The organism is Allorhizobium sonneratiae (genome assembly GCF_023700755.1).
GTDB classification, from domain to species: Bacteria; Pseudomonadota; Alphaproteobacteria; order Rhizobiales; family Rhizobiaceae; genus Allorhizobium; species Allorhizobium sonneratiae.
In genome coordinates, this window is record NZ_JAMKOJ010000006.1 from 269,343 (window position 1) to 287,807 (window position 18,465).

14 protein-coding genes are annotated in these 18,465 nt (G+C 56.1%); 9 read left to right on the forward strand and 5 right to left on the reverse strand.

Going from position 1 to position 18,465, the window contains the following annotated elements:
* The first annotated feature begins 909 nt into the window (after positions 1-909).
* Complete coding sequence (locus NAC44_RS13235; RefSeq protein WP_250941432.1) at positions 910-1,899, forward strand: ROK family protein; 990 nt, start codon at positions 910-912, stop codon at positions 1,897-1,899.
* Position 1,900: 1 nt separating this feature from the next.
* A complete protein-coding gene (locus tag NAC44_RS13240; RefSeq protein WP_250941434.1) occupies positions 1,901-3,658 on the forward strand; it encodes a GH116 family glycosyl hydrolase in 1,758 nt (585 codons plus the stop codon).
* A 63-nt stretch (positions 3,659-3,721) separates the two neighbouring features.
* Here the strand turns inward: NAC44_RS13240 and nagB are convergent, their stop codons facing one another.
* Complete coding sequence (gene nagB / locus NAC44_RS13245) at positions 3,722-4,462, reverse strand: glucosamine-6-phosphate deaminase (RefSeq protein ID WP_250941436.1); 741 nt, start codon at positions 4,460-4,462, stop codon at positions 3,722-3,724.
* 70 nt (positions 4,463-4,532) lie between these two features.
* Complete coding sequence (locus NAC44_RS13250; RefSeq protein WP_250941439.1) at positions 4,533-5,657, reverse strand: ABC transporter ATP-binding protein; 1,125 nt, start codon at positions 5,655-5,657, stop codon at positions 4,533-4,535.
* Positions 5,658-5,865: 208 nt separating this feature from the next.
* Between NAC44_RS13250 and NAC44_RS13255 the strand changes: the two genes are divergently transcribed.
* Positions 5,866-7,056 (forward strand): ROK family transcriptional regulator, encoded by a 1,191-nt coding sequence (locus NAC44_RS13255; RefSeq protein ID WP_250941441.1) that lies wholly within the window; start codon positions 5,866-5,868, stop codon positions 7,054-7,056.
* 31 nt (positions 7,057-7,087) lie between these two features.
* Here NAC44_RS13255 and NAC44_RS13260 read toward each other — a convergent pair whose 3' ends face one another.
* From NAC44_RS13260 to NAC44_RS13270, 3 genes are all read right to left on the reverse strand, one after another.
* Positions 7,088-7,423 carry a hypothetical protein gene (locus NAC44_RS13260; protein WP_250941442.1) on the reverse strand — a complete coding sequence of 112 codons (336 nt, stop codon included), beginning with the start codon at positions 7,421-7,423 and terminating at the stop codon, positions 7,088-7,090.
* Positions 7,424-7,746: 323 nt separating this feature from the next.
* Complete coding sequence (locus tag NAC44_RS13265; RefSeq protein WP_250941444.1) at positions 7,747-9,129, reverse strand: polysaccharide biosynthesis/export family protein; 1,383 nt, start codon at positions 9,127-9,129, stop codon at positions 7,747-7,749.
* Complete coding sequence (locus tag NAC44_RS13270) at positions 9,099-10,307, reverse strand: glycosyltransferase (RefSeq protein WP_250941505.1); 1,209 nt, start codon at positions 10,305-10,307, stop codon at positions 9,099-9,101. Before NAC44_RS13270 ends, NAC44_RS13265 begins: the two co-directional genes overlap by 31 nt.
* Positions 10,308-10,615: 308 nt before the next feature.
* On the opposite strand from NAC44_RS13270, the gene NAC44_RS13275 reads away from it, so the two are divergent.
* The 6 genes from NAC44_RS13275 to NAC44_RS13300 all read left to right on the forward strand — a co-directional run bounded on the left by NAC44_RS13275 (position 10,616) and on the right by NAC44_RS13300 (position 18,465).
* Complete coding sequence (locus NAC44_RS13275; RefSeq protein WP_250941446.1) at positions 10,616-11,341, forward strand: sugar transferase; 726 nt, start codon at positions 10,616-10,618, stop codon at positions 11,339-11,341.
* A gap of 84 nt (positions 11,342-11,425) precedes the next feature.
* Positions 11,426-12,118: a class I SAM-dependent methyltransferase gene (locus NAC44_RS13280; protein ID WP_250941448.1), complete on the forward strand. Its 693-nt coding sequence runs from the start codon at positions 11,426-11,428 to the stop codon at positions 12,116-12,118.
* A gap of 158 nt (positions 12,119-12,276) precedes the next feature.
* A complete protein-coding gene (locus tag NAC44_RS13285; protein WP_250941450.1) occupies positions 12,277-13,728 on the forward strand; it encodes a hypothetical protein in 1,452 nt (483 codons plus the stop codon).
* Entirely contained in the window at positions 13,725-15,782 is a 2,058-nt protein-coding gene (locus NAC44_RS13290; RefSeq protein ID WP_250941452.1) for a glycosyltransferase, read from the forward strand. The genes NAC44_RS13285 and NAC44_RS13290 overlap by 4 nt, the downstream gene beginning before the upstream one ends.
* Positions 15,779-17,437, forward strand: coding sequence for a Wzz/FepE/Etk N-terminal domain-containing protein (locus NAC44_RS13295; protein WP_250941453.1), 1,659 nt, complete (start codon positions 15,779-15,781; stop codon positions 17,435-17,437). The genes NAC44_RS13290 and NAC44_RS13295 overlap by 4 nt, the downstream gene beginning before the upstream one ends.
* Entirely contained in the window at positions 17,434-18,465 is a 1,032-nt protein-coding gene (locus NAC44_RS13300) for a glycosyltransferase family 2 protein (RefSeq protein WP_250941455.1), read from the forward strand. The genes NAC44_RS13295 and NAC44_RS13300 overlap by 4 nt, the downstream gene beginning before the upstream one ends.

Below are 18,465 nucleotides of genomic sequence, written 5' to 3' on the forward strand. Positions count from 1 at the left end.
TCACGCGCTTGAGTTAAGCGTCAAATTCCTTCAATTCCAATAGAGCGCCGTGCGTCCAATATGGCGCACAAAACTCGCGGTAACACTTTTCATCTGCTGCATCATTTTCTCCTTCAATCCTACCCGATTTCAGGAATAATGCAGGAGAATCATAAAGTTAAGAGTGTTTTTCATGATTGTGACATTTGCTCTCAACCGTTCCGCAAACGGGTAGCAAATGTCACAATCAAACCACTAGGGTCAAAACTCAATCAGGATGGTTGTTCTGCAAGGCGTATTTTGTGTCTGAGTAGAAGGAAAGGTGCAGGACATGCTCCCCATTTTCAAACCTTTCCGACGCCCGCAGGCACAAAATACGCCTTGCCCAAAGGGTTGAACGGGATGGGCCGCCTGATTGCGAACAATGCTCGACAAGGCCAACCGGCCTTGTCGAGCGCTTGTTCGCTGCCATACAATCCCATCCCGTTCAACAGAACACCCATCCTGATTGAGTTTTGACCCTAGAGCACTTCACTGTTTCGCGGAAACATTCAAATGCTCTAACTCTTTGTTTTTCCGCATGTCCGGACGGAAAACCGTTTCATACGTTTCCAGGAACCGCTCTAGCATGATTTTCTTGAAGATTGGCAATTTGTCAGTGTTTACACAACCATGATTTTTATCGCAGCAATGATAGCATGGCGCAGACGTTCTGAAATGCTCAACGGATACCGTAAGTCCTGAACACGCTGAAAAGAGCCAATTCAGGACGTAGGCAGGAGCGCAAGCGCTCCATTTTCAACGATTTCACTAAAGCCCACACGGGATGCGTTATGGCATAATTCACCGTCATCAAGTGCTTGACAGCGATAGCCGGTGTCTCCTACTAAATTTGTCAACGTGCCGAACAAATATGGAGAGACCATTCTCGTGACCCTCAAAACCGCAGCCGCCATTCGTGTTCAGGCATCGGATCTGGCTGCGCCATCCCATGCCAATCCTTATGTCATCGGCATTGATCTTGGCGGCACCAAACTTTTGGGCGGTTTGGCAGACGCACGGGGACAGGTGCTGGCAAGGCGTCAGGAACCGACCCGTCACGGTACCAAAGTGCCGGTGATCCGCCAGATTGCCGATCTGGCCCTGGCATTGATTGCCGAGACCGGTCTTCAGCCAAAGGATGTGGCACACATGGTGGTCGGCGTTCCTGGCACGGTTTCACCGCAGACAGGGCTTGCATCGCTCTCGCCAAACCTCGCTTTGCCGACTGACCGGCCGCTTGCAGAGCTTTTATCCTCTCACCTGCCTTTCCCGGTTTCGGTTGAAAACGACGTCAACCTTGCTGCCTATGGCGAAGCCGTTGCGGGTGCCGGTCAAGGGGAGCAGTCTTTGGTCTTTGTGTCCTACGGTACCGGAGTTGGCATGGGCACGGTTATTGAAGGGCAACTGTTACGCGGCGCCCTTGGCCGAGCAGGCGAAATCGGCTTCCTGCCGATGGGTGAAGCCGCCCATGATCGCGCACCCGATTCTGAAAACGGGCTTTACGAGGATCAGGTTGGCACCGTCGGCATTCTGGCTCAGCATCAAGGCCGGGCGTCCAGCGTTGCCGAGCTGTTTGCCCATGCGGCGGCAGGGGACGCTGCCTGTCAGGGGGATATCGAACGGCTGGCCAAAACCGCCTCTCTCGGCCTTGCCGCCATTGCCGTTCTGCTCGATCCGGCCGTGACGGTGATCGGCGGCGGCATCGGCTCCCAGCCGGTCTTTCTTGAGCGGCTCAGGCATTATCTCACCCCGCTTCTGCCCTTTGACTGTCGCCTGGAGCCGAGCGCTTTCGGCGCGGAAGCAGGCATGGTCGGAGCCATATATCTAGCCTTGGACGCATGCCAACAGACGAATGTCCTTCATCAGCAGGGAGGCTGACATGACCGCGACACACATTGAAACCGCCCTTGCCCGCCCCGATGGGCAGGCCGAGAGCACCCTGCCCTTACAGCTCGCTTTCATGGCCCCTCGCCTGCAAGGCGATTTTTTCCCCGAGGGCCGTCTGGAAATTTCTCTTTGGGGTTCAGGCCGCATGGCCAATCTCTCTCTGGAACCATGGAGCGGTCCGTTTCTCTATGCGCCGAACCGCGTCTTGGCTGGTGACAAAGGCCTCTATGTGGCTCAATCGGCGCCCGCCGTGCTGCTGCGCGGCGCAAAGCTCAAATCGCTGCGGCCCAGTCGCCGCTGTGCCTGGTGGGGCGCACTGACCGCGCCGCAAAAAGTGGAGCGCAAGGGCAAGCGTCGTATCGCCACCACGCCCTGGGGTGTCACGCTGGTGGAAAGCCGTCAGGATGGTGACATCGTCATTGCCACAGGCGCGAGCATGACGGAGGCCGAACGCGGCCTTTCGCTGTCCAGCGAAACAATCATCGCGGAATGCAATGCCTATGTCGCCCGCTGCGACCTTCTGCCCGCCGCACCGCCCCTGATGCGCTCCATGACCCTGCAAAGCACCCATGCGGCGCTCTCCTCCATTCGCCGGGCCGAAGACGGCAGCTTTCTCGGTCTTGCCGCCGGACAGGCCTATAGCGCGCCCACGCGTACCTATTTCCGCGATGGATACTGGACGCTTCAGGCACTGCTGATGCTGGAACCGCAGGCGGTGCGCGATGAGATCGACCTCTTGGCCAAAGGCGTGCAACCCGACGGCGAGGCCCCGAGCGGCGTCATTCTCACCGGTCCGGCACAGGGGCTGGAATGGGAAAAATACCGCACCACCAACAAGACTTACAAGGAAGAACATCTGCGCCCCACCGACTGGTGGAGCGACCATTTCGACAGTCCGCTGTTTCTCATCCTGTGCATCGGCGACTATATCGACGCCACCGGAGACCGCAGCCCGATGAAAGATCATTGGCAAACGGTGGAAACGATCTATCGCCGCTATCGCCGCTTCGACACAGCCGGAAACGGCCTGCCGCAAAAGCCGCGCACCGACCGCGACTGGGCCGATAATGTCTATCGCCACGGTTACGTCGCCTATAATATCGGCCTGTGGATCGGCGCGCTCGATTGCCTGGTGAAATACGGTTCCGATTGCGATCCGGCGCTGGCCGAAGAGGCCGCAAAAGTGGCAGAGCAGGCTCGGGCCTCTCTCGATGACGTGCTGCTAACGCCGCAGGGCTGGTATGCCGATTATGGCGTCAAGGGCGATTTCGTCGAGGATCACCTGACACTCGACAGCCTGACGCTGCTTCGTTTCAACGCAGTGAGCCCGGAGCGGGCAAAGATCGTGCTCGATCACGTCGCCACCCTGCTGGAAAGCCGCAACAACAGCCGTCAGCCCTATGGCGACTGGGGCGTGATGTGCGCCTGGCCCCCCTTCAAACGACCTGCCGATACGCGGGCCAAATCGGCCTTTGCCTATCGCTATCACAATGGTGCAGACTGGCCCTATCTCTCGGCGCTTTATGCCGAACAGCGGCTGAAATACGGTCTTGATGGCTGGACCTATCCGATGCTGCGCTGGTGGCAGACCAGTCTGGAGAACGGCTGGATGGGATCGGTCGAATATTTTTCGCCGCCCTTTGCCAGAGGCTCTCTGCTGCAAGGCTGGACGGGGATGCACGCCGCCGTCATTCTCAGCCACCGCGCCGCGATTGAAGCGGCAATTTCTGCCGGCAAGGCCGATCTGTGACAGAAAAAGACCGGGTGTGAACTACGTCACCCCGGTCCTTTTGCCCTCGTATTCAAATTGTGATCAGGATGCTTTTGCGCGGCTCAATCCCCCAGCAGCGGCTGTGTCCATCACCCAGCACACATCGCCATGCTGCTGCAGGGCAGAAGCCGGGCACTCTGCCGAAACCGGCCCTTCGATCGCTTGCGACACCGCCGTGCTTTTAGCGCCGCCGGTTGCCAGAACCAGAATGGATCTTGCCGCAAGGATGGTGGCAATGCCCATGGTGATGGCGTGATGCGGCACAGAGCCATCGGCAAAAAAGCCCTGATTGGCCTTGAGCGTTTCCGGATGCAGGCTCACCTGCCGCGTATGGCTGTCAAAAGCCGATCCCGGCTCATTGAACCCGATATGGCCATTGCGGCCAATACCCAGCAATTGCAGATCGATGCCGCCAGCCCCGGCGATCCGTTCTTCGTAATCAGCGGCAGCAAGAACCGGATCGGCCATTGCTCCATCCGGCACGAAGGTGCGGCTGTGATCGATATCGACATGATCGAAAAGAAGCCGGTTCATTGTTGCCCGATAGGAGCCGGGATGGGTCGGCGAAAGGCCGCAATATTCATCGAGATTGAAGCTCATGGCCTGGGCAAAACTGACCTCACCGCGGCGATGCGCGGCAATCAATGCCTGATAGACCGGCTCCATGGTAGCGCCGGTGGCAAGACCCAGCACCGCATCCGGCTTTTCCGTCAGCACCTTTATGATGCGCGCGGCAATGCTTTCGGCTGCCGCTTGCGGTGTCTTGGCAATCTCAATTCTCATGGGATATCGATCCTTGAGGCTGGTGGTCTACGGCATGGGCCAATGGATACGGAAACCGTGTTTATAAGGCTTAATATAAGGTTCCGTCCGCTCTTCGCCTTGCAAAAGCCAACCCGGTTTCGGCGTCAAAGACATGGCAACGGGCGGGATCGATCAGGACATCCATCATCCCTCCCTCGGCCACGCTCAGATGATCGGCCAGATGCAGAACCGTATCCTTGTCATTGCCGTCAACCTGGCCGAAAAGATAGGTTTCCGTTCCGATGCATTCCGTATAACCAATGGAGAACCGCAGACGCAGGCAATCGTCATTCGCCTCACCCGTCAAGCGCACATGATTGGGGCGGAATCCGAAAATGACCTTCTGGCCCGGCTTCGCCATGCTGCCATCGACCTTCACGGTCACCGGGGAAAAACCAGGCACTTGGACTGTTACGCTCTCCTGCGTTGCGGCCTCGATCACACCATCGAAAAAATTCATCCGCGGCGAGCCGATAAAGCCGGCGACAAAGGTGTTGACCGGATATTCGAACAGTTCGAGCGGAGCGCCGAACTGCTCAAGCCGACCGCCATTCAACACCGCAATCCGGTCGGCCATGGTCATGGCCTCAATCTGATCATGGGTCACGTAAATCATCGTGGAACCCAAGCGCTTGTGCAGACGGCTGATCTCACCGCGGGTCTGAACTCTCAGCGCCGCATCGAGATTAGAGAGGGGCTCATCGAACAGAAAGACTTTCGGATCGCGGACGATGGCACGGCCAATGGCCACACGCTGGCGCTGGCCACCCGAAAGCTGCATCGGACGACGCTCCAGCAGCGTGTCGATCGCCAGCATTCGTGCAGCTTCAGCCACGCGCGCTTCGATCTCTGCCTTGGGCAGTTTGAGGTTTTCCAGACTGAAGCTCAGATTTTGCCTGACCGTCATATGCGGATAAAGGGCGTAGGATTGAAACACCATGGCAATGCCGCGCTTGCCCGGATCACGCTCGGTCACATCCTCGCCGCCAATCGCAAGCCGTCCTTCGCTGACACTTTCGAGACCGGCAATCATGCGCAAAAGCGTCGATTTTCCGCAACCGGAAGGGCCCACGAAAACAACGAACTCACCGTCTCTGACGCTCAAGTCAATGCCGTGAATGACCTGATGTGTGCCATAGCTTTTCTTGAGACCGGAGAGCGTCAGCTCAGCCATGGAAAACCCCTCTTTTCAAACCGCAGGACAGGACGCCCATCATAGACATGACAGTAGCGAGCATTATTATAGTTCGTCAAGCTGCCGAACATAAATAGTAAGACCATCCGTAGACAAAACGCAGAGGCTTCGCAAGCTTTGCGTTCGGCGCTACATAGGAGAGATTGTCGAGCCACCGAATCATATAGCCTCGCCAGCCGGATCTTTCATGACGCAACGCAGCCAGCAGCCTCCCGTCCTTCGCCAGATTTCCGTGCGCGCCGTCATGGATGTCCTGCTTCAGGAAGGTCCAACCTCCCGCGCCTCTCTCGCCAAAAAGACAGGTCTTTCCAAACAGACCATGTCGGAAGTGATCCGCAATCTGGAAGCCGCAGGCTGGGTCAGGGTCAAAGGGGTCATCAGCGGCAAGGTCGGACGCAGCGCCGTGACCTATGAAGTCGCAGAAACCGGTGGTTATGCCCTTGGCATTGATCTTGGCGCGACGACGGTGCGCATTGCCATCGTCTCGATGTCCGGCACGATCGTTTATGAAAGCGAACATCCTTCAGACAAGCGAACAGGCGAAGCGCTGATCGAACTCATGCAGACCATGGTTGAAGATGGCCTAAAGCAGCAGGAGATCCCCCGTGAAAAAATTCTTCTGGCCGCCATTGGCCTGCCGGGCGTTGTCGATCCGGTAACCGGGCATCTGTCGCTTGCGCCCAATATGGGCGAAATTGGCAGCCTCAACATCACCCATCGGCTGAGCGAAACGCTGGGATGTGATGTTGTGATCGAAAACGACATCAACGCCGCAGCGCTTGGCGAATCCTGGAAAGGGTGCAGCGCCGGATTGACCAATTCCACCTTCCTTTCCCTTGGCACCGGGATTGGACTTGGCATGTTGATCGATGGCAAGCTGATCAAGGGCGCGACAGGAGCAGCTGGTGAAATTGCCTATCTGCCTTTCGGTTTCGACCCCTACGCCAGAGAAAGCCTTGAGCGTGGCGCGATCGAAACCGCGCTGGGGGCAAAGGCCATTCTTGCCCGCTACACTGCGGAAGGCGGCAGGGCTGATAATTTACGCGACCTTCTGGCAGAAGCTGAGATTGGTCAGGAGCCGGCTTTATCCGTCATCACTGCAGCAGCGCGTCTTGCTGCTCTTCTCGTTGTCTCGGTCGATGCGATGATCAATCCGGAAAAAATCGTATTGGGGGGCAATACGGGCCGTCATCCTCTGATCTTCAATCTGATCGAAAAAGAATTGCCCAGGCTCAGCCGCCGCAGGATTGATCTGGAAACCAGCAGGCTGGGAACACGCGCAACATTGATCGGCGCGGTCGCAATTGCTCTCAATCAGGCTCATAACGCCCTGTTTTCTCCACAGGATCTGCCCGGCGAAATGCGCCTGCCCAAATAGGCCGCAGATGAAACGCATGGTCTGCAAGGTTTCAATCCCAAAACCCAAGCAGAGCGCTGCCCAGGATCAGCAGCATGTCCATCGTGAAAAATGGCTGCAAGCCGATCTCGTTTTCCGATTTCACTCTGCCCTCTCCGGTCCGTCCGCTCCTCAGACGCGCAGTGAAAAACCGTATCATCACAACGGCGATAACCCCGGCAGCGAATGCACACTCATAAAGGAGCGACCAGAGGATAACCGATAAGACACCATCCCCCTGACTGAGTCGGATAACAGCATAAACGCAGATGCTCAAAAACACGATCAAGGCAAAAACAAGCACTGGGAACCGCAATGAACTGACTATCCCGATCGCAAAGGCGATCATCAGACTCGCGATAACCAATAGCGTGCTTCCCCTCGTATCAACCGCCAGCCCCACCCTTGCCAAGGATAGAATACGGTTCCAACCAGGCGAAAATCGGCTCCCGCTTTTTCGCCTTATGCTCCAGGAACATCATAGGCGACAAGGCAGGCTAACTCAAGCGCCTCAAACAAAAATACCCGTAAAAGCTGTATTTTTGGCGGCAGCAGCGCCCAAGCCTGAAAGGACGCGGGATAGCGCTGACAGAATCTGCCACATCCATCCCTACCCGTTGCCCGCACAATGCAATGCAGGCCTTATCATATTTTTTATATACCGCATGGCGATCAGAACCGTTTGACGGCGGGCTGCGCTGTATCGGCGGCAGCGTCCTTATCGCCTGCGGGTGCAATCGTCATACCGGACTGTGCCGGATCGCTCTTTTCCCGCTCGATCTGAATAACGTCGCCCGGCTGGATCGGCGTTGCTTCCGTGGCGGCGATCTTGCGCATTTCACCATCAACCGTTCGCAAAATCGTGGTGATCAGCGGCCTTTCCATATCGTTTTCAGCCGTGGCCGCAATTTGCGGCGCATGGGCCTCGAGATTGGCCAGCAAAGCCCGCGCGGTCTCGCTCTTCTGCAGATTGGCGGCGAGCTGGTCACGCACCTGCGACAATTGTCCCAATGCCTCGACACGATATTTGTCCTGCACGGTGTTCATTTCCCAATCGCTCTTTTCCATCGATTGCTGAACCGAAATCAATGCCATGGAGACATCAAGCGAGCGACTATGCAGTTCGGAGACATATTGCGCTGCACCATATTGACGATTGGCGGATGCAACACCCTGGGCAATAAGCTTGTTGACACTGCCCAATTCCTTGTCCGCCATATCAGACTGGTTCTTGAGCGTCGCCTCCTTCGATTTCAGCACCTGAATTTGCGAACTGGCGAAAGTCTTTGCTTTTTTCAGAGTCTGAATTTCACTGTCCATATTGCTCTTTGTGCTCTTGAACAGGCTCTCTTCATTCTGAAGGATCGAGGCAATATCGGCCCGTTTCGCCTTGTCCAGAAGCTCCTTGGGAAAGGTTACCTTGTCGGCACGATCGACAACCGCCTTCAGCCGCGCCTCCCGCGCCAGCAAGGACAGGCGCTCCACATCAAGCGACCGCAATTCTCCACGCTCCGTCAAAACCTGACGCTGGATGGCCAGCAGATCGCCATTGACCGGACCGGCGACACCGCCAGCAATGCTCAACGCCTCAATCACGCTCATCCCCGGAACAAAAGGATATTTACCGGGCCGTGCAGCAAGGCCGACAACGTAAAAGGGACGATATTCAGCAACTTCCACGGAGGTGCTCGGCGATTTCTGCAAGCCAACCTGCTTTTGCAGACGCTCGCTGATCTCAGCGGCTATCTTTTCGACAGTCTTGCCCGAAACCGGAACGATACCGATGATCGGCAGGGAAAGATTGCCCGCCGCAGACACCATGAACTGGCCCGTCAGGGGCTGCCATTCGTAAGCTGTGGCCGTCACAGGCCGCCACTCGACGACGCTGATCTTCAGCTTGTCCTGAGGACCGACCAGATAATCCTGGGCAAACGCCGCACAGGGAAACCACAGACCAGCAAAAAGCGGAACAACCATCGCTAACCGCGCCAGCCAGCCAGCTTGAGGCACTTTGCCCCAACGCATCAGTGCATGAGCGACAAAGGATCCGGCCATGGTTCCACTCCCGAGCTTGCTTGAATTTTGCAGGCATGCCCTGCATCCTGCCCCGTCACAGGGCCGCCGGCATGGTCATATACGTGCGGTTCGCCCTGCATGACACTGTCCACCAAGGCACTGAAATTCTGCTTGAACTGTCCTGCGGCGAAAAGCGAGGCGCGCTGAAGTGCATCGGCAGGATTGAAGGACCATCGTTCAAAGGCCTCGACCGCATCGATCAGACATTCCACCGACTGCTCATCGAAAAACAGTCCGGTCTTGTCATGAACGACCGTCTCCGTCGCGCCGCCACGGCCAAAGGCAATAACAGGTCGGCCACTGGCCATGGCTTCAACCGGAACGATGCCGAAATCTTCTTCGCCAGGAAAAATAAGAGCCTTGCAGCGGGCATAATGATGTTTCAGCACCTCGAAAGGCTGCGCCCCCATCAACGTGACGGTCGGCCCCGCCAGCGCTGTGAGACGCCTCAACTCCTCGCCCTTACCGATGACAACCAGCTTCGCCTTCATCCGGTTAAAGGCTTCAATGGCAATATCGGGGCGCTTATAGGCTACGAGTTCACCTGCCATCAAATAATAATCGCCAATTTCGGAAGACGGCACCGGCTGAAAACCAACCGTGTCGACAGGAGGATGAATGATCGTTGACGGACGGCGATAATAACGGCGGATTCGTGCGGCAACCGTGTGCGAATTGGCCGCGAACGCGTCGACACGCTGGGCGGTGGTCACATCCCAGGTGCGTAGATAATGCGCAAGAGGTGGCATCATCAAACGTGTCAGCCCGCTGGTTCCGTCATGATACTGGCGATACATGTTCCACAGATACCGCATCGGCGAATGACAATAGCAGATATGGACCGCTGACGAATTCGGAATGATACCTTTTGCCGGTCCGGATTCACTGCTGATGACGAGATCATAATCGCCAAGATCAAGATGTTCCAGCGCCATGGGCATCAGCGGCAGGTATTTCTGGTAGTATTTTCGGGAATAGGGTAGTCGATCGATAAAAGATGTCGTCACCTTGTGACGTTTTATGACCGGAGAAACAGAAGTTTTATCATAAACATGCGTGTAAATATCGGCTTGCGGAAAGAGTTCGCAGAGAGCCTCAAGAACCTTTTCGCCTCCTCTCATGCCCAGCAGCCAATAATGAACCAACGCAACACGCATCATCAACCCAGTTCATAACAAGAAAGAACATTTCGCCAACAATTCTACGGTATTTGCGAAGTGAGGGGCGCCCTCACGACCTTGGCACCACCCATGCATCTCGCAGCTGCAGCATGAGCTAACCCACGCAATATAAAAAGCGAATCCAACTCACAAACGCATGCATATCATGCATTCTACTATCGAATTGATTCATAATCATACATTTACCGCTTGTCAAATAGTTAATTATTTGTAAAATCCTATGTGCAATGCGGAATTTCTATATTAAGGTTGTGTATAGTGGGGATTTCGGGGGTACGTTTGCTATGAGTGAGCTGGATATTGACCGCAGAATAAATGCAATTTTAGGGAGCGGAATTTATAATTCGCAAGATAATATTTCTTCGCGTGGGCTTACGTTGAAAGCTGCGCGTTCCAGAAAGTTTTTCAGTGCGAAATACCTGCTAGATATAAGTTTTTCTGTGTTAGGGCTGATTGCTATAGGCCCCTTCATGATCATGATGTGTGCGTTGTTGCTGACGCTTCAAGGACGCCCCATCTTCATTTCTCACCGTCGCATCGGCCAGAATGGCGTCCTGTTTCCGTGCATGAAATTCCGGACCATGGTGCGAGATGCCGATGAAGCATTAAAAAAGCATCTTGCTACAAATCCCGCTGCCCGTGCAGAATGGGATGCAACACGAAAGCTGAAAGAGGATCCGCGGATCACTCCTCTTGGTTCCATTCTTCGAAAAACAAGCATTGATGAACTGCCACAGTTGTTTAACATCCTTCGTGGCGAAATGAGTATCGTTGGACCTCGACCGATTACTGTATCCGAAGCGGACCTTTATGGCGAAAAATTTGCTGATTACATGAAAGTCCGGCCAGGATTGACCGGCTTGTGGCAAATCAGCGGCCGCAACGATGTCAGCTATGCCGAGCGCGTTGCCCTGGATGTGCGCTATGTCGAGGAGCAGAATTTCTGGCGTGACATACAGATCATCATAAAGACGGTGCCGGCTGTTCTTGCAAGTCACGGAAGTTACTGATCTTCAAAGTTTTTTGCTTGGCCCGATCATATCGCTTACCCCCCGCATGAACAAAAGCAATACCTTGCCAGTAGGGAGTTTCAAGTGCAGGATATTTATATCTCCGATCAGTATGCCGAGCTCAACCCAAGCTGGCACGAGGAAGATTCACCGTGGAAAGCCGGCAGGGTCGCCGACATTCTATCGCGCAACCGGATTGATTTCCGGAGTTTTCTCGAAGTCGGCTGCGGAACGGGTGAAATTTTGCTGAATTTGCACAAACACTATCCTGATGTTGATTTCACCGGATATGAAATTTCTCCCCATGCGTTTCAAAGGGCGAAACTGAAGGAGAATGCGTCGGTCTGCTTCAACTTCGGTGACGTTCTTCAAGAAAAGGACATTCATTCCGATGTTGTCCTGCTCGCTGATGTCATCGAGCATGTTGACGATTATCTGGGCTTCATCAAAGGGGTGAAGCCCCTTGGCCGTTACAAGATTTTTCATATCCCGCTGGATCTGTCGGCGCAGTCCGTGCTGCGGGGATGGCCGATCACCAATCTGCGAAAACAGGTCGGTCATCTTCATTACTTCTTCAAGGACACGGCTCTGGCGACACTGGTGGACTGCGGCTATTCCATTATCGATTATCAATATACCGCAAGCCGACTGGAATTGCCCAATCAGGCCCTCTCCAGCCAGATCATGCGCTGGCCGCGAAAAATTCTCTTCCGTTTGTTTCCAGATCTGACGGTGCGCAGTCTGGGGGGATATTCCCTGCTTGTTCTGGCCGAGTGAACAGGGATCTCAAACGACAGGTGCGCTATGCGATGTCCATGCCGCATCATGCGGACCAGCAAGAACAGGACGGTCCAAATCGGGGCAATCGTCAGCAAGGCATCCAGGCCACAAAGAAGAGGGCCTGATCCGAACGTGTTTTCAGTCAGGGAAATTTCATGAGTGTCGCGTTCATTGGTGTCCTGACGATCCTGGCCGGGCTGATCGGATTGAACAGCAGCATGTCTGTTCTTTTCGTCTGGTTCTGTATCACCTGTATTCTGGGGTCTGCCTCCGCCATGCTGATCGGTGCAGCCAATATTCTGCCCGGTCATCTGCTGCTCGGATTTCTCGTCATCCCGCTGCTTGTGAACCGGCGCGCCCTGGCCTGTTTTTTTCGTCAATTCGAGATGGGCAAACCTGGATTTTGGCTGCTCCTGCTGGCCCTCTACGGTATTCTGAGCGCGTTTTTTGTCCCCCGCCTGCTGGCTGGCGCAACCGACATCCTGCCGCTTGGCACGACGATCTATGCCGATACCGGCTCCACGGTTCCTCTGGCGCCTGTTTCCAGCAATGTGACGCAAAGCCTCTACATGACTGCCGATCTGATCTGTTTTGGCATTACGGCTGCTCTTGCCACCTCTGAAACCGGACGCGCTGCCGTGATCAAAGGCCTTCTCGCCTACAGCCTCGCCAATCTGATCTTCGCCCTGCTCGACCTTGCAAGCTTTTACACTGGCCATCAGGATCTGCTCTCCATCATCCGCAATGCTACCTACACGATGCACACGCAAGAAACGATTGCCGGTCTGAAGCGGATTGTCGGCGCCTTTCCGGAGACCTCGTCTTTTTCCCGCTCGACACTTGGTGTTCTCGGCTTTTGCGGAAGCTTGTGGCTGGCGGGATACCGCCCCGCTCTGACAGGCCTGCTGGCCGGTTCGGCTGCGGTGATGCTGGTCCTGTCCACCTCCTCCACCGGGGTGGCAGGTCTGCCGGTGATGCTGGCTGTGCTGATGGCAACCGGCCTTGAACTGATCTGGCAAAGACGGTTGCGGACCTACGGGTTTTTGACACTGCTGGCCGTACCCGTTCTGATCGTCGTGGTCGGGCTCGTCCTGGCGCTGGACGCCAGGATCTGGCAGACGATCTACAACTATATCGATATGGTCATCCTCAACAAGGCCCAGTCGGATTCCGGGGTGGAGCGCAGCTCCTGGAACAACTACGCTCTGCAGAATTTTTTCGACAGCTTTGGCATGGGAGTCGGTCTCGGCACCGTGCGCACCTCAAGCTTTGCGCTCGCCCTCCTCGCAGGTGTCGGCATTCCCGGCACCCTGTTCTATCTGGCGTTTCTCTATGGCGCGATCGGCCGGCCGCTGCTGCATGTCGCCAGCACCAAAAGAACGGCACAGCGCACGGACAATCCCGATCAAGCGACCCACAGAAATGTTATGCACATCGCCTGCCGCAATGGCTGCCTCGGTCTGCTGATCGGCGATCTCGTCTTAAGCCCCACCATCGATCAGGGACTGTTTTTCTTCATTCTGGCGGGGCTTGGCAGCGCCAGCACCTTTCATGCGCGACACATTCTCTATCGGCAAAGCCATCGACCTGCAGGAGCATTGCGATGACGAAGCACCATGGTCTTACCATCAATGGACGTTTTCTGTCGCAAAACCAGACCGGCGTGCAGCGCTATGCCTTTCATACGCTCAAAGCCATGGAAAGTCTGGTTACAGAAAAAGACACCGTCCGCATCATTGCGCCGCGCCAGAAGCCTCAGGTACAGGCGCCTCAGTTTCCAGTTCTGAAGACGGGACCGCTTTCCGGTCACGCCTGGGAACAATCAGTCCTCCCCGCACAGCTGCATGGCAGCAGACTGCTCAATCTGTGCAACACTGCCCCTGTCGTCATCCGCAATCAGATCGTGTGCATTCATGACGCCAATGTCTTCACCATGCCGGAAAGCTATAGCCGCGGCTTCAGGGCCTATTATCGCCTTCTCCAGCCATGGATCGCAAAACGCAGCCTGCGGGTTGCCACCGTCTCTCAATCCTCGGCGCGGCAGATTGCCCGCCATCTGCAGATACCTCTCGGTGATATCGCCATTCTGCCCAATGGACACGAACATGCCCTGACCTGGTCCCCGGAGAGGGCAGAGCTTGCCCGCACCTTTTACGATCGTCGGATCGCCGCGACCGGACGTCAGTTCATTCTTCTGCTCGGCTCACGCGCAAAGCACAAAAATCTGCAACTGCTTCTGGCGCTGGCCGATGATCTTGACCGTCTGGGGATCGATCTGGTGGTTGCCGGCGGCGGCAGCGATATTTTCCCGGCGGCACAGATGCAGCAACATGCGAATGTCAGCCTGCTTGGCCGGGTCAGTGACGATGACCTTGCCTTTCTTCTCGACCGGGCCCTCTGCCTTGTCTTTCCTTCCCTCACGGAAGGTTTTGGCCTGCCGCTGGTCGAGGCCATGGCAAGAGGCTGCCCGATCATTTCATCCCATCTCGCCAGCATGCCGGACGTCTGCGGCGATGCTGCCCTGCTTGCCTCGCCTTTCGATGCGAAGCCATGGCTCGATCATATCAAGGCCCTGCTTGGCGCGCAGGATCTGCGACAAGACCTCATCGAAAAGGGGCGACGCCAGATGAAAAACTTCTCCTGGCGCACAACCGCAGAAGGTTATCTCGCGCTGTGCGAAACGCCGGGCAAAAGGCTTTCACAAGCAACACCTTCTGCCTTGGCCAACTATGCGACCGCCCCGGCATTGTCGGTCAGTGTCGCCATTGCCACACGCGGACGTCCTGCCGTTGTCAGTGAAACGGTTCGCCATCTTCTTGCCCATCAGACGCTGAAACCACAGCGCGTGGTTCTATCGACAGTCGATCCTGCCGATGCCGGAGACCTCTGCCAACTGGACGAAGTCGAGATCATCACCGGCCCCGGCGGCCTTGCCGCCCAACGCAACACGGCGCTTGCGGCCCTTTCGTCCGAGACCGATATCGTCGTGTTCTTCGATGATGATTTCGTCGCTGACCGCAACTGGCTTGCTGCTGCCGTGCGGGCATTTCAGGATGAAAACCGTCTTGCCGGCTTTACCGGCCTCGTCGTTGCCGATGGCATCAAGGGACCGGGTCTAAGCTTTGCCGAAGCCATATCCATTCTGGAACAATCCAGCTCCAAAGACGCATTATGGATGCCGTCCTACAGTCCTTACGGCTGCAACATGGCCTTTCGCCACGCTGCAATCGGATCGCTCCGTTTCGATGAGCGTCTGGTTCTCTATGGCTGGCTGGAAGATCGCGATTTCGGTGCCGCCCTTGCCCGACAGGGCGGCCTTCTGGTGCAATGCGGCCAGGCCTTTGGCGTGCATATGGGCAGCAAGTCGGGCCGCGTCAGCGGTCTGCGGCTTGGCTATTCACAGATTATCAATCCGCTTTACATGCTGGGCAAAGGCACGATTTCGCTTCAGGAGGCAGGCGGACAGATCTTCCGCAATGTGGCCAGCAATCTCGTCCTGTCGCTGAAGCCAGAACCTTATATCGACCGGATCGGTCGGCTCAAGGGCAACCTGACCGGCTTTGCCGATGTGCTACGCGGCACGCTGCAACCGGAAAAAGCAGCAAAACTCTTCATGGATAAAGACAAAGGACATCGTCCTGCGGTGGAGCAGCAAAAATGAATGACACACGGTTTTCCCCGCATGAACCTTCCGCCAGAAAGAATGGTCAGATCGATGGCTTCGATCCGGATCATCAGGAGCCGCCCTTGCGCATTGCGCTTGGTTTCGTTCTGCGGCACCGGCTGATCCTTGGGGGTTTTACCCTGGCAGGGATCATTCTGTCGGCCCTTTATGCCCTGACATTGCCGCCGGTCTACCAATCGACAGCGACACTGCTGCTGGAGCCTGCAAGGCAGCTCGATACGGCAGGCGTGAATACGTCACCACGCGATCTTGATCTTGCCCGGGTTGATAGCGAACTGGTCGTCATTCGCTCGGAACGGCTGCTGTTAACGGTCTTCAATGGCCTCAATCTCTATGGCAACCGGGATGTGCAGACACAATCGCGCGGCCCGATGAGCGGCCTGAGCGGGTTGTTGCAAAGCTTGAAACTGCGGCTTTTTTCGCAAAAGCGTGAAGCCGTTGCCCGCACCAACGATATCGAACGGCAACTGGCCTTTGCCAATTTTGCCCAGCATGTTTCGGCAGACCGGATCGGCCAGTCCTATGTCATTGCCATTTCCTATTCATCATCCGATCCGGCCATGGCGCAGAAGGTGACGAATGCCATCGTTTCGGCCTATCTACTTCAGGCCATCGAGAGCAAATACCGCATGGCTGTGGCCGGAGCGGTGGCCCTGCAGGGGCGGATCGATGCCCTGGCGGGCGAAGTGGAAACCGCCACGGCTGCGCTGAAAAGCGGTACACTGCCCACCCAGGCGACACCGGATGCGGATGCCCGGGTGATCGGGGCGCCGCAATTGCCGCTTGGACCTTCTGCACCGCGCAGGAACCTGATTGTTGCCCTTGGTGCCTTTATCGGTCTGTTTGCCGGGATCGGTGCCGCCGTGCTCAAGACAAGTTTCGATCGCCGGGTGGGCGACTGGCAGGAACTTGCGCAAGAAACTGGCCTGCCTTGCCTCGGCATCGTTCAACTGCCGCCCATGGATGGTAATTTTTCTGCTGCCAGCCCGAAGGATATTGTCGCCCTGTTTTCAGAACAGCAGGGCTCAAAATATCTTTCCGCCATTCGCGATCTGCGCACCGCTGTCGATCTTGCCACAACACAGAAGGACCGGGAGGGCAATACCATTATTGCGATTGCCGGATGCGATGACACCAGTGCAGCCTCAACGGTCTGCATCGGCCTTGCCGAACTGGTGAACCGCAGCGGCAGACATGTTACGGTGATGCTGGAAAACGCCCGAGGCCAGCACAAGATTTCCGGCTTTGCCGCCACGCTTGCCGATATGATCGTCAACCGCACGCCCTTCTCCGACGTGGTTTTCAGAAGCAACAGCCAGATCACCGTGGTGCCGATCCATTCCAACAATGCCGAAGCCAATCTTTATGCCGATTTTCGCAGCTCCTTTGCCCGGCGCATCATGGATACGGCCAGCCAGCAGGGTAATGTCCTGATCGAACTGCCCCCGCTTGAGCATACGGCTGACGGTCTGGCGCTCGCGGTGCAGGCTGACGCCGTGATCATTGTTGCCATTGCCGGACAAACGACGCGAGACGATGTCATCGATGTGATGCAGCGCTACCGTCATGTCGGCGCCAATGTCATTGGCACGGTGATCGGCACGACCGATATGGCGGACGCCAAAGCATGACAGCAACGCCCCCGCGACTGGCCGTGATCATCACCTGCTGGAATTATACGGCCTATGTCGGCGAGGCCATCGAAAGTGTACTTGACCAGAAACAGGCCGGTTGCGAGCTTATCGTGATCGACGATGGTTCGACGGACGGATCCTGGGATATCATCTGCCGCTACGGCATTCCCGCCGTCAGGAAAGAGAATGGTGGCCAGCTTTCCGCCTGTCTCGAAGGCTTGAAACAGACCACGGCACCGTTCATCCTGTTTCTCGATGCTGATGATGTGATGGAGCCGGGTTCGATTGCCGTGCTTCTCGAAACGCTGGATGATGATGTCGCCAAATTGCAGTTTTCCATGAACCGCATCGACAAGAACGGACATCTCCTGCCGCTGGCACCGCTCACATTTGACGATTTTCGCAACCGCAAAAACGTTATGGACAGCGTCTTGCGCGATGGCACCTATGCTACACCGCCAACCTCCGGCAATGTTTTCCGTCGCGATGTTCTCGACCTGCTATATGAGGTCGATTACGATCGCGCGGTAGACGGTGTCATCCTGTTTGCCGCCCCGTTTTTCGGCGACATCGTCAGTCTCAGCAGGACGCTGGTGCGCTATCGGGTACATGATCGCAATGATTCCGGCCTTGGCCGCCCACTGGATGCACGCTCCCTCAGGCGGGATCTGTTGCGGTTTGAGCAGAGAATGACCCATCTGCGCCACTTCCTGTCCAGCAAGGGTATGGATCATCAACTGGTCGAAAGCGAAAGAGCCTATTTTCACCTTGAACGCAGCCTCTATCTCAGCGTGGCCGAAGGCAGGCGCATCTCGAGCATCATGCTGTTTCAGCTTCTCAAGGCTCTCTGGCGACAGCGTTTTTCCAGCCGAACACGGCTGTTCATCACACTGTTCTTTTTGCTGACGGCGCTGCTGCCCAACCGCAACGCAAGGAGCGGCCTTGCCTATCGGCTGAAGGCCGGACAAAGATCCGGCCACGGCCTGATCATGGCAATGTTGCGCGTTCAGCACGACGGTCCGTGA

Coding starts and splice junctions, on each gene's coding strand:
- NAC44_RS13240 (WP_250941434.1), top strand. CDS start 1,901: ATGACCGCGACACACATTGAAACCGCCCTTGCCCGCCCCGATGGGCAG.
- nagB (WP_250941436.1), bottom strand. CDS start 4,462: ATGAGAATTGAGATTGCCAAGACACCGCAAGCGGCAGCCGAAAGCATT.
- NAC44_RS13250 (WP_250941439.1), bottom strand. CDS start 5,657: ATGGCTGAGCTGACGCTCTCCGGTCTCAAGAAAAGCTATGGCACACAT.
- NAC44_RS13255 (WP_250941441.1), top strand. CDS start 5,866: ATGACGCAACGCAGCCAGCAGCCTCCCGTCCTTCGCCAGATTTCCGTG.
- NAC44_RS13260 (WP_250941442.1), bottom strand. CDS start 7,423: ATGATCGCCTTTGCGATCGGGATAGTCAGTTCATTGCGGTTCCCAGTG.
- NAC44_RS13265 (WP_250941444.1), bottom strand. CDS start 9,129: ATGGCCGGATCCTTTGTCGCTCATGCACTGATGCGTTGGGGCAAAGTG.
- NAC44_RS13270 (WP_250941505.1), bottom strand. CDS start 10,307: ATGCGTGTTGCGTTGGTTCATTATTGGCTGCTGGGCATGAGAGGAGGC.
- NAC44_RS13275 (WP_250941446.1), top strand. CDS start 10,616: ATGAGTGAGCTGGATATTGACCGCAGAATAAATGCAATTTTAGGGAGC.
- NAC44_RS13285 (WP_250941450.1), top strand. CDS start 12,277: ATGAGTGTCGCGTTCATTGGTGTCCTGACGATCCTGGCCGGGCTGATC.
- NAC44_RS13290 (WP_250941452.1), top strand. CDS start 13,725: ATGACGAAGCACCATGGTCTTACCATCAATGGACGTTTTCTGTCGCAA.
- NAC44_RS13295 (WP_250941453.1), top strand. CDS start 15,779: ATGAATGACACACGGTTTTCCCCGCATGAACCTTCCGCCAGAAAGAAT.
- NAC44_RS13300 (WP_250941455.1), top strand. CDS start 17,434: ATGACAGCAACGCCCCCGCGACTGGCCGTGATCATCACCTGCTGGAAT.